General features: G+C 43.9%; 19 protein-coding genes. 1 reads left to right on the plus strand and 18 read right to left on the minus strand.

Annotated elements, in window-relative coordinates; all coding sequences use genetic code 11:
* Positions 1 to 291: 291 nt before the first annotated feature.
* The 3 genes from FFM64_RS02270 to FFM64_RS02280 all read right to left on the minus strand — a co-directional run bounded on the left by FFM64_RS02270 (position 292) and on the right by FFM64_RS02280 (position 1791).
* Positions 292 to 672, minus strand: a complete 381-nt coding sequence (locus FFM64_RS02270) for a hypothetical protein (protein WP_137606389.1) — start codon at positions 670 to 672, stop codon at positions 292 to 294.
* A complete protein-coding gene (locus FFM64_RS02275; protein WP_137606390.1) occupies positions 669 to 1073 on the minus strand; it encodes a CvfD/Ygs/GSP13 family RNA-binding post-transcriptional regulator in 405 nt (134 codons plus the stop codon). Before FFM64_RS02275 ends, FFM64_RS02270 begins: the two co-directional genes overlap by 4 nt.
* A 133-nt stretch (positions 1074 to 1206) precedes the next feature.
* Positions 1207 to 1791 (minus strand): peptidylprolyl isomerase, encoded by a 585-nt coding sequence (locus FFM64_RS02280; protein ID WP_137606391.1) that lies wholly within the window; start codon positions 1789 to 1791, stop codon positions 1207 to 1209.
* Between the two features lie 175 nt (positions 1792 to 1966).
* Between FFM64_RS02280 and FFM64_RS02285 the strand changes: the two genes are divergently transcribed.
* Positions 1967 to 2623 carry a VTT domain-containing protein gene (locus FFM64_RS02285; protein ID WP_137606392.1) on the plus strand — a complete coding sequence of 219 codons (657 nt, stop codon included), beginning with the start codon at positions 1967 to 1969 and terminating at the stop codon, positions 2621 to 2623.
* A gap of 46 nt (positions 2624 to 2669) precedes the next feature.
* Here FFM64_RS02285 and FFM64_RS02290 read toward each other — a convergent pair whose 3' ends face one another.
* The 15 genes from FFM64_RS02290 to comGA form a co-directional block, all read right to left on the minus strand.
* Positions 2670 to 3311, minus strand: a complete 642-nt coding sequence (locus FFM64_RS02290) for a TIGR01906 family membrane protein (protein WP_137606393.1) — start codon at positions 3309 to 3311, stop codon at positions 2670 to 2672.
* The gene (locus FFM64_RS02295) at positions 3295 to 4086 is read right to left on the minus strand and encodes a TIGR01457 family HAD-type hydrolase (protein WP_137606394.1); all 792 of its coding nucleotides are present in this window, start codon (positions 4084 to 4086) and stop codon (positions 3295 to 3297) included. Before FFM64_RS02295 ends, FFM64_RS02290 begins: the two co-directional genes overlap by 17 nt.
* Before the next feature lie 14 nt (positions 4087 to 4100).
* Positions 4101 to 4763: a YutD family protein gene (locus FFM64_RS02300; RefSeq protein ID WP_137606395.1), complete on the minus strand. Its 663-nt coding sequence runs from the start codon at positions 4761 to 4763 to the stop codon at positions 4101 to 4103.
* Positions 4764 to 4778: 15 nt separating this feature from the next.
* Entirely contained in the window at positions 4779 to 6167 is a 1389-nt protein-coding gene (locus FFM64_RS02305; RefSeq protein ID WP_137606396.1) for a bifunctional metallophosphatase/5'-nucleotidase, read from the minus strand.
* A gap of 66 nt (positions 6168 to 6233) precedes the next feature.
* Entirely contained in the window at positions 6234 to 6842 is a 609-nt protein-coding gene (locus tag FFM64_RS02310) for a metallophosphoesterase (RefSeq protein ID WP_137606397.1), read from the minus strand.
* 127 nt (positions 6843 to 6969) lie between these two features.
* Entirely contained in the window at positions 6970 to 8349 is a 1380-nt protein-coding gene (locus FFM64_RS02315) for an amino acid permease (RefSeq protein ID WP_379858014.1), read from the minus strand.
* 301 nt (positions 8350 to 8650) lie between these two features.
* Entirely contained in the window at positions 8651 to 9847 is a 1197-nt protein-coding gene (locus FFM64_RS02320) for an acetate/propionate family kinase (RefSeq protein ID WP_137606398.1), read from the minus strand.
* A 12-nt stretch (positions 9848 to 9859) separates the two neighbouring features.
* Positions 9860 to 10909, minus strand: a complete 1050-nt coding sequence (locus FFM64_RS02325; RefSeq protein ID WP_171000259.1) for a class I SAM-dependent methyltransferase — start codon at positions 10907 to 10909, stop codon at positions 9860 to 9862.
* Between the two features lie 23 nt (positions 10910 to 10932).
* Complete coding sequence (locus tag FFM64_RS02330; RefSeq protein ID WP_137606399.1) at positions 10933 to 11214, minus strand: hypothetical protein; 282 nt, start codon at positions 11212 to 11214, stop codon at positions 10933 to 10935.
* Positions 11211 to 11636 carry a prepilin-type N-terminal cleavage/methylation domain-containing protein gene (locus FFM64_RS02335; protein ID WP_137606400.1) on the minus strand — a complete coding sequence of 142 codons (426 nt, stop codon included), beginning with the start codon at positions 11634 to 11636 and terminating at the stop codon, positions 11211 to 11213. Before FFM64_RS02335 ends, FFM64_RS02330 begins: the two co-directional genes overlap by 4 nt.
* Positions 11629 to 11859, minus strand: a complete 231-nt coding sequence (locus FFM64_RS02340) for a type II secretion system protein (RefSeq protein ID WP_171000260.1) — start codon at positions 11857 to 11859, stop codon at positions 11629 to 11631. Before FFM64_RS02340 ends, FFM64_RS02335 begins: the two co-directional genes overlap by 8 nt.
* On the minus strand, positions 11834 to 12286 hold the full coding sequence (locus FFM64_RS02345) for a prepilin-type N-terminal cleavage/methylation domain-containing protein (RefSeq protein WP_137606402.1): 453 nt from the start codon (positions 12284 to 12286) through the stop codon (positions 11834 to 11836). The genes FFM64_RS02340 and FFM64_RS02345 overlap by 26 nt, the downstream gene beginning before the upstream one ends.
* A complete protein-coding gene (comGC, locus tag FFM64_RS02350) occupies positions 12270 to 12614 on the minus strand; it encodes a competence type IV pilus major pilin ComGC (RefSeq protein ID WP_137606403.1) in 345 nt (114 codons plus the stop codon). Before comGC ends, FFM64_RS02345 begins: the two co-directional genes overlap by 17 nt.
* The gene (locus FFM64_RS02355) at positions 12611 to 13660 is read right to left on the minus strand and encodes a type II secretion system F family protein (RefSeq protein WP_223876872.1); all 1050 of its coding nucleotides are present in this window, start codon (positions 13658 to 13660) and stop codon (positions 12611 to 12613) included. The genes comGC and FFM64_RS02355 overlap by 4 nt, the downstream gene beginning before the upstream one ends.
* On the minus strand, positions 13596 to 14576 hold the full coding sequence (comGA, locus tag FFM64_RS02360; protein WP_137606404.1) for a competence type IV pilus ATPase ComGA: 981 nt from the start codon (positions 14574 to 14576) through the stop codon (positions 13596 to 13598). Before comGA ends, FFM64_RS02355 begins: the two co-directional genes overlap by 65 nt.
* Positions 14577 to 14578: the final 2 nt, after the last annotated feature.

Genomic DNA, 14578 nt, shown 5'->3' on the forward strand with positions numbered 1-14578 from the left:
TGCTAACAATCTCGAAGATTGCTAGACCCTACACATTTGATTTGTCGAAACTTTGTTCAGTTTTCAAAGGTCTAATTTGTTGGTTGATTGCCTCAACACAACTATTACATAATATCATCACATCTTTTATGTGTCAACAACTTTTTTGAAGAAGCTGAATATTTATACAAACGAGATGATTGAACATTATGTGGTTAAAACGTCGGCAAGTAGCTATTTAACAACTATCTCTCGCAGCGACAAGATATATCTTATCAAGAATTAGTATGCAGGTCAACCCTTTATTTAAATTTATTTCGATAATTTTTCAAATGCTGGCATGGTGCTAACCTTAACACTCTCAAATAAGCCATGTAACTTACTGGCCGGTATAAAGAACAGTCCCTGTTTCTGACAAGCATTCCGAATGCCATCATCAATTTTTAGATGATTAAACACAAACAACGAGACATTCTCCGAACCACTTTGGGCAAAGACTGAATCATATAGCCGTAATTGATCAACATCAATCCCAACTTCGTGACGAAGCTTCCATAAAACTGAAGCCAATGGTGTTTGGTTGTCTAGCACCTGAAAGTTATAAAACTTGAATTGTCCTTCGACCTGCTGTACTAAGAAACTCGTACCAGCATCTTCAGGGTTAATGATCGTTGCTGCCACTCGTTTAATCATGAATGCGCCTCTTCCTTTAACCGATTCAGGGAATCATTGATCCAACCATCCAGATTTTGAGCAATCGGATCAAAACCAGCATGGACATGTCGATTAGTCCAAAAATGCTTATGATGGAATGTTTTATAAATTTCTAAATCCGTCGTGGTGTGATGTGGTTGACTCTCAACACAGCGTAACGACAAACTAATTTTACCAGTATATTCATCAATATCTAGAATCACCACATCTACCACTTGACCAACCTTCAAATAATCACTGATGGTCTTCACGTAACCTTCATGACATTCTGAAATATGAATCAAGCCTTGATGATCTGAATCCAGTGTGACAAACGCCCCATAGGGTTGAATTCCAGTGACTTGACCGTGCACTTGCATCCCAATTCGATAATGACTCATCCAACCATCCTTTCCTTAACAGTCAAGTTATAGCAAATTTTATAATCCAAAGTATTATAACCTGAAAACGTCATAATTCAAAATCACAAGTACAAAAAAAGAACTCGCTTTGCGAATTCTTCTATAGAAAAGCTTAATCTGTAATTGTGATCGTTTCGATGACAACATCCTTCACTGGCTTATCTTGTGCACCAGTTGCAACAGCTGCAATTTTGTCAACGATATCCATCCCGTCGCTCACGGCACCAAACACCGTATGACGGAAATCAAGCCAAGGTGTCCCGCCATTACCATAAGCAGTAACAATTTCATCTGGATACCCAGCTTGCGCCATCTGATCAGCCATACCAGCTTCTAAACCGGACTTCTGTACAATGAAGAACTGACTACCATTAGTATTTGGACCAGCATTAGCCATTGAGAGTGCACCACGTAAATTAAAGACTTCTTGTGAAAATTCGTCTTCAAACTGATTGCCCCATAGACTTTCGCCACCCATACCAGTACCGGTTGGATCGCCACCTTGAATCATGAAATCAGGAATGACTCGGTGAAAAATAATGCCATCATAATAACCCTTTTTCGCTAGCCCAACAAAGTTCTCAACACTTTTAGGCGCTTGCTTAGGAAACAATTGAACCTGAATGTCCCCGTAATTTGTTTTAATTGTTGCTTTGGGTCCTTCAACCTTGGATAGATCTAATTGTGGATAAGCCACAAAATCACCTGTTTTCTATTAGAATAACTTGATGATACAAGAGAATCAGATTAATTGCTAGTATCTCTCACCTGAATCCTTAAGGTTTTAGCCGGGATTCACTATCAGTGATAGTATTTATCAACGTTATCTGGTATGCTATATCAGAAATATTTTAAATACATTGGAGGTAACCATGAGTTTTTTAGTTGATTTCGTGCTCCATATTGATCAACACTTGGTCACAATCGTCAACAGTTTCGGGATTTGGACCTACTTGATCCTTTTTGCGATTATCTTTATCGAAACTGGTGCGGTTATCTTACCGTTCTTACCAGGTGATTCGTTATTATTTGCGGCCAGTGCCTTAGCAGCCAATCCAACTTACGGATTACACATTTGGTCATTTGTGGTGTTATTCTTAATCGCGGCACTCGCCGGCGACTCACTTAACTTTTTAATTGGTCATTCACTTGGTGAAGCGTTGACGCGAACATCCTGGTTCGGACGCCTCATCAATCAAAAACAATTAGCAAAATCCGAAAAGTTTTTCAAAAAGCACGGCGGTATCACCGTCACGATTGCACGTTTTATGCCAATCATCCGGACATTTGTTCCCTTTGTAGCAGCCAGCAGTCGGATGACTTATCGCCAGTTCATCCGCTATAACGTGATCGGCTGTATCCTCTGGGTCATCCTCTGCAGTGGTGGTGGTTACTTCTTCGGTAATATCTCATTTGTCAAAGAACATTTCTCATTAGTGGTTATCGGCATTATCGTCGTTTCATTAATTCCAGCTGTGTTCTCTGCACTTAAAGCAAAATTCACAACAACTCCTGAACAAGAGGATTAACTGTATCTAAAAGACCTGTCATCGAATCTATGATGACAGGTCTTTTTTAAGTTAAGTCCTTTAAAGCTTGTTTCCCTACTGATAAGTAATAAGCAAACGACCACTCCAAGATGACAAAGGCGAGAACAAAGCATTGCAGAAAGAATGTATCTGGTAACACAATAATAATTCGATCAAAAAGCGGATCAAAAAGCCAGTCAGCATTTCTGAACAACACTTTATGGAAGAAAATAAAGAACTGATCGAAATTAACTGCCATCGTGGCAGCAATCAAAGGTGGAACCCAAAGTGCCGTCTGCATTGGCAACACAAATCGCCACAATTGCCGATCACGTTTGAGTCGATGCCACAAATAATAGGTCGTCACACACGTGATTAAAAAGACAGCATAATCCAGTAAAAATAAGTTCTTAACGTCAGCAAAATGGACTAATGCACTGGTAGAATCCGTGAAATCGCTCATTTTAAGCTTAGATACCCACGGAAAGTTCAAATAGGCTAATAACTGATAATAATTGACCATCAGTCGACCGGTCGACAAGTTCACTAAGCGGCCTAAGTGTTGCCATTGGACGTTAAAATAGTACAACCAACTGGCGTTGATCGTTAAGATAATCGTCCCACTTAGCAGCCACATATATAGTCCTAGCCACTGTAACCCATTTTTAAGCCTATTTAGCCACGCCATCTTCTAAGTCCCATTCGTCCAATGAATTGATTTCATTTGTTGGCTTAACCGCCTGTTTAGCGACTAACTCTGGTGTTGAGACACCGGTATACACTAACAACGAATCCATTTCAAAGTTAATTGCTGCAGAAATATCCGTCATATAGTTATCCCCTACCATGACACAATCCTGCTTATCCAGCCCAATTCGATCAATCGCTTTCTGCATAATAATCGTTTCCGGCTTGCCAACATACGTTGCCCGTTGCTGAGTCGCACGTTCCACCATGGCAATTACCGATCCGGCTCCGGGAACCAAACCACGTTCATTCGGTAAATTTGTATCCGCGTTGGTGCCAATAAAGGTCGCGCCACGCTTAATTGCCAAAGTCGCGAGTTCAAATTTGTGATAGGTTGCATCATAATCCAATCCAACAATCACAAACCGTGGCGTCTTCTCGTTAAAGTGGAAGCCTTTTTCAAGCATGGCACCCTTTAGACCTAGTTCGCCAATCACATACATCGTTTTTTCACCGTCACCGGCTAAATCATTGACATAATCGGCCGTTGCCAGCGCCGCGGTATAAACATTAGCTGGACTCACATGAATATCATGGTTGTCCGCCAAATTAGCTGCCACATCTTCTGGCGACTTAGTCGTGTTGTTGGTTACTAGTAAAAATGCCGTGTTGGTTGCTTGCAACCGTTCAATAAAACGCTTAGCAGCTGGAATTCGTTCACTCCCACGGTAGACGGTCCCATCTAAATCAATCAAATATCCCTTATACTGACTCAATTTCAAAATCCTCTCTACTTCTGGCGAATGGTAAAATGCCGCTTACCAGTCGCTGGTTTACTCGTTCGTGCTTGTTGACCACTACCCGCTTTAACTTTCGCCGGTTGTTGTCGTTTTTCAGTGAACGGTGCTGCCTTCTGCTTCGTCGTAAAGGACTTATTGCGACGACGTTGTTTCAATTTACTACTACTCCGGTTGCTCCGACTTCGAGACTGAGTGGTATGACTATTGTTATTGCCACCGCTGTTGTTCGTCCCATTGCCGCGTTTATTACGACGGTCGTCCTTACGTGGATGACTCGTTCGTTTCGGCTTGATGACCCGTTCATTTTTCAGAATGAAATAAGCACAGCCAAAATTACAGTATTCATATAAATAGTCTTGAACTGTTCCAATCGTTTGGGCGCGCTGAACATCCTTGGTATCATCCTTGAAAAATCCCTTCAAGCGCAGTTGTTCAAAGCCCCAATCACCGACCAAGTAATCATATTTATTTAAAATTGTGCTATAACGCTCGGTAAACTTATCAAGATCAAACGCATCGTGATAATCCAAGACGAGTTCAAATGGGTGCTTGTTCACCTCAATATGAGTCTTATCTAGCCGGGTTCCTTGATATAAACTTTGTCGTCGTTCGGCTTGCTGTGCAGCCAATTCATCGATATGATCGCGATTCAAATCGACACCACCTTCCTATCCTTGAATGGGATATTGCGTTGCAAGGTAATCCCCCACAACTGTTCTTAATAATGCTTCAAATAAAATATCTGTTTTACCACTAATATTTAACGTTGGAAAAAATGGAATAAATAAATCATGATCCAGTAAAGCAATCTGATAGGTTGCTTTCAGATTAACAGGCGCATCATTAACCAACAACGTATGCGTTGCAGGTTGCCAACGCACCCCCTGGTACTGAATCACTCCAAAGACTCGCCCACGAAAACCCATACCGTGAATCTGATACTTATTTAAGAATGGGCGAACCAGTTCCATTTCATAAATTAGACGCCAGAGTTCTTGACCCGTCAAAGTCACCCGAATCACATGCATCGCATGTGGCAACATCGTATGCAAAATATTGAGGTCAATGTCACCGGCGGGCAAATCTCGCATGAACAAGCCACCGTTCAGCATGCCTAAATCCGTGCCGGCATAGCTGGTAATGGCTTTTAACCCCAACGCCGTCAACTCACTTTTGTGATGCCAATGCGGTTGTAATTGCTGTGGCACCGTAGCAATGACGCGTTGTGCTAAGAGTTGTTCACCACGTTGCTGCCAGCTTGAGATTTCAGCGGCGTCCGTAGCCATCACAGGTAACGTCGCCGTTTCAACCGTTTCAGCTCGACTTTGAGACACATGATGGTCGTCATCAATGGTCAACGTGATTTGACCGACATATTCACCGTACTTACCGGCAGCGGCCACCAACACACCGTGATCGACTTCACCATTGACTAATAAATGGTGCGTGTGACTGCCAATAATCACATCGATCATTGGGTAGTGTTTCGCCAACCAGCGATCCACATTAATCCCCAAATGGGACATAACCACCAGCACATCATACTGTCCCGCGTATTGCGCCAATAACTGCGGTAATCGATCTTTGACACTTGCCGGGGTCCAACCATTTAATGGATACGTTAACGTGAATGGTGCCGTAAAAGCGAACAATAAAATGCGCGTACCGGCTGGGGTCGTCACCAATTTTGCAGGTTCAGCCCAGTCCGGTTGTTTGCCACTTTTGGCATCAGTTAAATTGTCCAAGACGACATCGAAATTAGCGTGCGTGTACAACTGGTCCAGTTCCGCATGCGTTAAGCCCAAACCTTCATTATTTCCAATGGTCACCGCATCATAGCCAACTTGGTTCAATAGTTGCACGTTCGCCTGTCCTCGAGTTGCTTCCGATAATGGATGGGCACGATCAACGGCATCACCGAGGTCCACGGTCAAAACAGTGTGGCCGGCAGCTTGCTGAAACTGCCGTTGATCCGCGAGGTATCGCCGAATCCGAGGCCAGTTTTCAAAATGCGAATGGTTATCATTCGTATGTAGTATCGTGATCTGTTCGCTCATCATCGTCGCCTCACAATATTTGTCTTCGTTAATCCTAAAGCATTGTTGAAAGCCGGTCAAGCTGACTTATTGTCGCTTCGCAAAATCAATGGCCTTACCATTGACCATTTGCTCAATTTCAGCTAATGAAAATGGCGCCCCAAACGGAACCTTATGATCCAGATAATCAACCTCTGGCGTATCCACACCAACATTAATATTCTCTTTGACGGCCACCGCATAATGATGAATGTGACCATGCAGGTTGATAATCTGCTTCACAATTCCCATCATCATTGGATAGTGCGTCATATAGTACTGGCGATGATCATACTTGATCAACACACCAACATCATGAAATTCAAACTTAGGTTGCCCATTTAGTTGTGGGTCATGAGCGGCTAAATATTTGAAAAAAGCGCGTGAATCATGATTACCCTTAATGAAGACAATTTTACCATGTAACTGGGCCAAAATGGCAAAGACCCGTTCGTAGGACAATTTCGCCGGTCGCGTAAAATACAGGGCGACGTCTCCAAGATGATAAACCGTATCTTCATCGGTGACGCGCGCATTCCAGTGATCAATAATCGCCTGATTCATTGTTTCAACATCTGGAAACAGTCGTGGTGCAAAATCATTTTGTCCCAATAAATCAGCATGATAAAAGTGCGTATCTGAAGTAAAATATTGCATAAAAGTCCCTCGATTTCGAATAAAATCACATTAAATTTAATTGTACCGCTTCACAAGTTAAAGCGCATTAGAACAGTTTGAGACAAAAAAAACGCGCTGAGCACTTGTCTCAGACGCGTCTTTATTTTTAAAGTGTACTAGCATGCACTTTTTCATTAACAATCTTGATCACATATAAAACAACTAGCCAAATTAATGAGGCCACCAACGCAATCAACGTCTCCGTTTTCAAACATAAGACAATCGTGATAAACCCTAAAAAGGCTAAAATCAAATAGTCTGAAATTGGAAAGAATGGCATCCTGAATTTTTTAGACGGCTGTTTACCAACTTTTTTCCGGTAAGCGAGATGTGCCAATACAATCGCACCCCAAATGAAGATAAAGCAAGTGGTCGAAACACTCGCAATGAGTGAGAATACCTTACCAGGCATCAATAAATTCAGCAAAACGGCTAAGCCAATCACTAGGGTTGAAAACCAGAGCGCATTCCGCGGCACTTGGCTAGGCGACAATTTTCCCATCTGACGGGCAAACTTACTCTTCCCACCATAAGTTAATGAGAACAGCATCCGCCCCGTACTAAATAACGCACTGTTGCAAGAAGATGCCGCCGCTGTGAGGACCACAAAGTTGATAATTGCCGCCGCTGACGTAATCCCTAGATTGGTAAATACTTGAACAAACGGACTGTGAGCTTCCGAAAAGTAACGCCAAGGATACATCGCCATTAAGAAAAATAACGACCCAACATAAAACAAAATAATCCGAATCGGGATATTATCAATAGCCTTAGGAATTACCGTCTTAGGATCTTCCGTTTCAGAGGCAGTCATCCCTACCATTTCAATCCCAATAAAACTGAACAGGACCATTTGGAAGGAAAGCACAAAGCCTTTCATACCATGCGGTAAAAAACCACCATAATTAACCAAGTTACCGAGCCCAGCATGACCGACCGGTGTTTTCACACTGAAAACCACCATGACAATGCCCACCGCGATTAGCGCAACGATGGCAACAATCTTAATAATGGCAAACCAAAACTCAGTTTCCCCGAAAGCTGAGACGTTCACTGAGTTCAGCGCAAGTAGGAGAATCAAAATAATCACACCAGGAATCCACTGTGGTAGTTTTGGAAACCAGAACTGCATGTATTCTCCAACCGCCGTAATTTCAGCCATCGCAATCGTAATCCAACAAACCCAATACGTCCAACCAGCCACAAAGCCGGTGCGTTCACCCAAATATTTTTTTATAAAGTCAATATACGAGTGCGTCTTTAAATCGGATAATAACAGTTCACCTAACGCTCGCATTAATAAGAAACAGACTAGACCTGTCACCAAGTATGCAATTAAAATTGACGGTCCAGCCAAGTGGATGGATTGACCAGCACCTAAAAATAGTCCCGTTCCGATCGTACCGCCAATAGCAATTAACTGCACATGGCGACTTTTTAACCCACGAGAAAGTTGGTCATTTGCAGGTTGTTCACTTGCTTTCATAATATCAGCACTCCCCTTAAAACTTATTATACGGGTCAAACTAGCCGCTTTCAAAAGGGGGCGCTTCTAACTTCTTCAGAATCGGTCTAGTCCAAATAATACTAGTGCACGATAAACACTGTGCTAATCGGCTTCGCTAATTCGGTAATAGCACTCATGATAGCGGATTAGTCATTTTTCACTTAACAAACTAATTAACATGAATAGCATGAAGCTAGCACAGTCTAAGATGAATAACTTTCAACTCAGACGACAAAAAACGCATCCCCAGTCTGATGGGAGATGCGTCGACAATCCTAATTTAATTATGTGGCCGACCGACCCGCTCAACATCACGGGCAATCATTAATTCTTCATCGGTGGGAATTAAGATGGTTCGAATCTTAGCTGTTTTCGTACTCAAATCACGCTCAACACCACTGACTTGATTCTTATGTGGATCAATTGCAACACCAAAGTAACTTAATTTATCAGCGATTCGCTGACGCATCTTGGCATCACGTTCACCAATCCCGGCGGTAATCACAATGGCATCTGCGCCCTGCAACTCAGCCAAGTAAGCACCGATATATTTCACAATGCGGTTGACAAAGATGTCGATGGCCAGTTGTGCCATTTTATCGTGCTCACAACGTGCTTCCAGCATTTCCATGTCCGCAGAACCGGCGATGCCTAATAAGCCAGACTGAGTATTCAGAATTTTAAGCATGTCATCTGGATCATCGAGGTTCAACTTTTTCATTAAATACGCCATAAGCGACGGATCTAAATCACCGGAACGCGTCGCCATAGTAATCCCCGCCAATGGGGTAAAGCCCATCGACGTATCCAAACTTTCACCATTTTTGATCGCCGTAATCGAACTGCCTGCCCCTAGATGTAACGTGATCAAGCGTAACTCCGTCAACGGTCGTCCCAGCAATTTCGCCGCACGACCAGCAACATAGCGATGACTAGTCCCGTGAGCGCCAAACTTACGGGCCCCATATTTTTCATAATAGGCATATGGCAGTGAATAGAGATAATTCACTGCTGGCATACTCGTATGAAAGGACGTATCAAACACTGCCACGGCCGGCACATTGGGCAACACCCGCTTAAAAGCTCGAATACCGACCGCATTAGCTGGATTATGCAAGGGCGCATATTCCGCTAAATCCTCAATCTGCTGCAAGACTTGGTCGGTGATGAGGACAGAATCCTTAAAAATCTCACCACCCGCTACCACGCGGTGACCAACCCCGGTAATCTCATCAAACGTTTCAATAATATGCAACTTGATCAACTCATCCAAAATGATATTGACCGCTGTCAGATGATCCGGGACAGCTTCGGTTTCACGATATTTATGGTCTAACCCGTAACGAATATGGACTGGTGAAGTCTCAAACCCAATTCGTTCAATCGTGCCACTCGCAATCACCCGTTCTTGTGGCATTTCGAACAGTTTAAATTTTAAAGTTGAACTGCCCGCGTTAATCGCAATTGTCTTCCCCATCAAGACTCACTCCTAGCGTTTAATATTTTGACCAACCCACGCATCAATTTGCGCAGTGAATGCTTCAAAGGCACGTGTATCTTCAAAGGATGGAAATTCTCCCAATAATACTTTGCCTGCTTGTTGGGCCTTGCCGCCATGCTTTTGCAGCACCACTACCGACTTACGTGACTTATCATCTAAGAATAAATTCTTGGGTAAGTTTAGCAAGCCTTGCAAATAAGCAGCAGAACTCATCCATTTGAGTAACCCTTGTGCTTCCTGTGATTGGAAAATATTAGTTGGCACTAGAAAGACACCCCAGCCACCAGGTTGTAATTGTGACATGGCCTGTTCCATCAATAAATGATGCACATATGAATGCCCATTGGTCGCTTTCGTCTTGAAATTAGTCACGCGCTCATCTAGTGGGTAATAGCCAACGGGGAGATCACCAATCGCAATCGTTGTCTTAGGCATCACTAGTGGATCAATCCCATCTTGATGGAACAATTCCACCTGTGACCGCTGCAATTCCATACTCATTGCAGCAATCGCCAACTGATTATCATCATTATCCACCCCATAACCCTGGATAGACGCCTGACGGGTTGGCTGTAATTGATTGATGACAGTTGTCAACAAGTTACCCGTGCCAACTGCAATATCCAAGATGGACAATGCCTCGTCTGGGCCAATTAACTTGGCAATCAGATAAGCCGTTAATAAACCGATTGAGTCTGGGGTCATCTGATGATTAGGATCAACCCGATCATTATGAATCGCTTTGAGTAATGCCAACTGTAATGCCCGCCGAATCGTTTCTGGGTCAATTTGACCTAATACAACCGGTTGGTAGAGCTTCTCTAATTTTGCGACGCTAGCTTGGTCTGGTTGACCGTTCTCGACTTGAACGGTCTGTCCCAACAAGTTATCGCCGGTTTCAATTAATGCATCAACGTAAGAAACCGATAATTGTGCCATTAAAATAGTAACTGATTGATCTAAGACTTTAAATAGTGTCTCAGTTTCTGCTTGTGCCAGAATGCTCACCTCTTTGAAAATTCTTGAATCCTTTCCCATCTTACCGACTTTTGGAAAGGAGTTCAAGCTGGAACCCTGGATCCCCGTGTTAAACGTGCTGTTTTGCCCGAGCCACTGGATTTGCGGTCATCGGGGCTTGAGGGAATCGGGTGCGCGTTCGCTTTCGTTGCTTTGACTTGCAGATTGGCAGGTAATGCCACTGGTGGCTGTCGATAATCATGAATCAGATCTCGATAAACAACTTGCCGCTGAACAAAGTTGTGATAGCGAAAACTTTCAAAGCCAGCAAAAATAGTTAAAAAGGCAACCACTGACAGCAGAATACTTCCTGTCCGGCGTCTCATGGCGTCGCCCGTGGCAATAAGAGTTGTGCCTTGAACGCCTCGTCACTATCAGTCGTAATCTGTAACAGTTGTTGGTCGGGCTGATAACTAAACGTTTTAACATGTGCCATCAAAAAAATACGGCCACCTTTTGGTCCAATTAAGTTGAGCCGGCGATTACTCCCCGGTGTCCATACCAACAGGTACACTTCGCCAGTTGCAGTTTTGAGGGCAATGGAACGTTCCTGTGACTTTACGACCGTAAAACCATGGGCTGGATTCTCTAACTCGTGCAACATTAAATACCACTGGACTGCGGGAATCGGTCGTTGAACATTGGCTCGCAATTGCCGTTGACCCCGTAGCATCACATTGCCAATAATGAGTAGGATACTTAGTGCAAGGATGACTTCTATTAAGGTGAAGCCCCGTCGCCTACGCATCCGTTACAAGTGGTTTCAATTTGAATTGTGCCAGGCGCGCCTGTTCATACATCACTCTGGCTTGTTTGACCTGCTGAACTTGGCTGCGTTCATGCCGACTCATCAAGGTTTCCGTCCCAAGCGCGAGACTAATCCCAGCAACTAAAATTGCTAGTGCCACAATTGTTTCTGCCATGATAAAGCCAGAATGCCGGCCATTACACTCGGATTTGATGAATTTCATACGCACCCCATCCCATCTCAACTGATAATTTGTATAAAATATGCGGCTGTAACGTGGAACGATAGAGCAACCCAGCCAGTGTCGGATGACCATTTTTCTGAATATGAACGACCCGAGTTTGTCCTGGCGTCTTTTTCAAGGTAACCGGTAAGGAAACCCTTACTGTTGGTGGGCCACTACTGGTCTTTGATTCAAAAACCACATCATGTTCATTAAAACTGACTTTCTGCGTCTCACCATAGGCACTCGCCAGATACACCCGTTCCTGCCAAACAGTTTGAAAATTATCCCAAAAGGCGTTCTCAGTATTAAATTGGTGCTGACGAGTTGGAAAACGGTAGGCTACTAACACTAAAAGTGACGCTAGTAATCCTAATGTAATCACCGTTTCAATCAGTGTAAACCCTTGCCTATTTGCCCGACGCATCGTTGGCTTGTCCGGGACGAGTGGTGTGATAGTCTTTAGCCTGAGCAGCTTGTTTCTTATTCAGATATTTCTCGGCTTCTAGCTGGTCAATTGAGACGTCACCTTTTGCATCCTGGTGATCGCTCTTGTACATTTCGGCTTGATTATACACAATCTCTTGGAGCGCCTCGCTTTGTTTCGCACTCGCCCGTTCCCGTTGGGCGTTCAGGTTAGGAACCACAATCAACATTAATAATGCAATGATTGCCAGGACGATAACCATTTCAATCAACGTAAATCCCTTGCGTGGTGCCGTAGTCTTTAATAAAAAGCGTTTCAATTTTTTCATTTTAAAATCTCTCCCATCGAATTATACATCGGTAACAGAATATTTAAGTAAGTGCCCACGATGACAACTGCAATGACCATAAACATCAGTGGTTGAATCCAACTAATCAACCGATTCAAGTCACGTACTAGTCGGCGATACTGCATCATCGCAAAATAAATCATTTCTTGACTGAGTTGTTCAGTTGGACTCTCCTTACCAACCAGCAGTTCCAGCTCATCCGGCAATAATCGATCACGTTTAATAATTGTCGTCAGCGACTCACCAGCCAGCAAACAAGTCTCGACAAATTCCCCCTGCTGTTGCAAGAGCGACTGCGTTTTAAAATGACGGCTGACCTCACAGATACCCCTTAATTCAAGCCCACCTGACAGCAGCATGCCTGCATTCAACGTTAAATAGTAGCCACAGTACGTTCTAATCAATGGCCCAACAATGGGCAATCGTGCCAGCCATAAAAAACGTCGCCGGGCCGGCAACCGCTTCAGATGTCCAATCACAATAATAGTGCCGAGTAACATTACCGTTGCTGCGCTCCCCAGTAGCAGTTCCCAAGAAATCGCTCGGGCAGGCGCGGTGGCGGTACTATTGAAATTTGGTAAAATAGCCGTTTTTACCATGACCAACGTGCCAATGAGTAACGCTAACAAGATTAATGGGTACTGCAGTAAACGACGAATTTGTTGCTGTTGGGTCGCTTTGGTTCGCATTAAGTGGCCCGCTTGTTCTAAAGTCGACGTCAGGGCGCCGTGCTGCTCCGCAATTAATAATTGATAATATAGATCCACCCCAATATATGGTTGCAAAGCCGTCGCAAGATCTGTACCCGCCTGTAACCGGCTGATGACCGGACTTAACTGTTTAAATTGCTGCCCGTTGACATCGACAATGAAATCCATGGCATTACGCAACGAAAAGCCGTTGTCAATCAGATCTGCCAAGGTTTCAAACAACGTCGCTTGGCGTCGAATCGTTAATCGGTTAGTTGCCCTTAAAACGTGCCACCGTTTCGGCACTAATACGTCCCAACGCCCGCTGTATTTCAAGTTGTTCCCCCCATTCACTAGTCATCATCTGTGAGTTATTTGCAGACTGTAACGGTTCGTGTGCAGTCACGATGTCAAAGTAAGCCGCCTGACCACCACCAGCTAATGGGAGCAGCCGTTGATAACTTGCTGCAGCCAGGGCTTGCTGTAACGTTTCAGCATCAATTCCTAACTGTCGCAAGCGCGGCAAAATCCCATAGACTCCTCGGGCATGAATCGTACTTAAGACTAGGTGACCACTCAATGCTGCTTGAACGGCAATTTGAGCCGTTTCGGCGTCGCGAATCTCACCAATAATAAAGACTTCTGGATGGTGACGGAGACCAACCTTTAACAATTCACCATACGTCATCTGGGCCGCGGCATTGACTTGTAATTGTAAAAATTTAGGTTCATAAATCTCAACTGGATCTTCAATCGTCATGACGACTTGTGGGCGGTCAATCTGACGCACTAGGTCGTACATGGTAGAGGTTTTGCCTGCCCCCATTGGCCCTGAAAATAAAATCAATCCAGTTTGAGTCATCAAGCTTTCCAATTGCGTACGTTGCGCAGGGATTAAATATTGCAACGCCGCGCTACGCGATTGGTACAACAACCGTACAACCAGCGATTCACGTCCCAAAAAGTCGCCGACCGCTGAAATCCGCATATTCAAGGCTTCTTCGGCAATAACGACCGACATCGCTCCTAATTGTGGCCGCCGATGATCACTGATCGCCATATTGCTACGATATTTAATATGATTGATCAGTTGCTGTGCGACTGCTGTTTCTATCGTCATTATCGTCTGTAGCTCGCCAGCTGTTTGAACTAGAATCTGATACGCCGTCGCGGTCGGCAGCCAATAGATGTCACTGGCTTGTTGATCAACTGCAACCTGAATGATGTCACTTAATTGTGTTTCAATTGACACAT

This window comes from Lactiplantibacillus daoliensis (genome assembly GCF_005405005.1).
GTDB lineage: Bacteria > Bacillota > Bacilli > Lactobacillales > Lactobacillaceae > Lactiplantibacillus > Lactiplantibacillus daoliensis.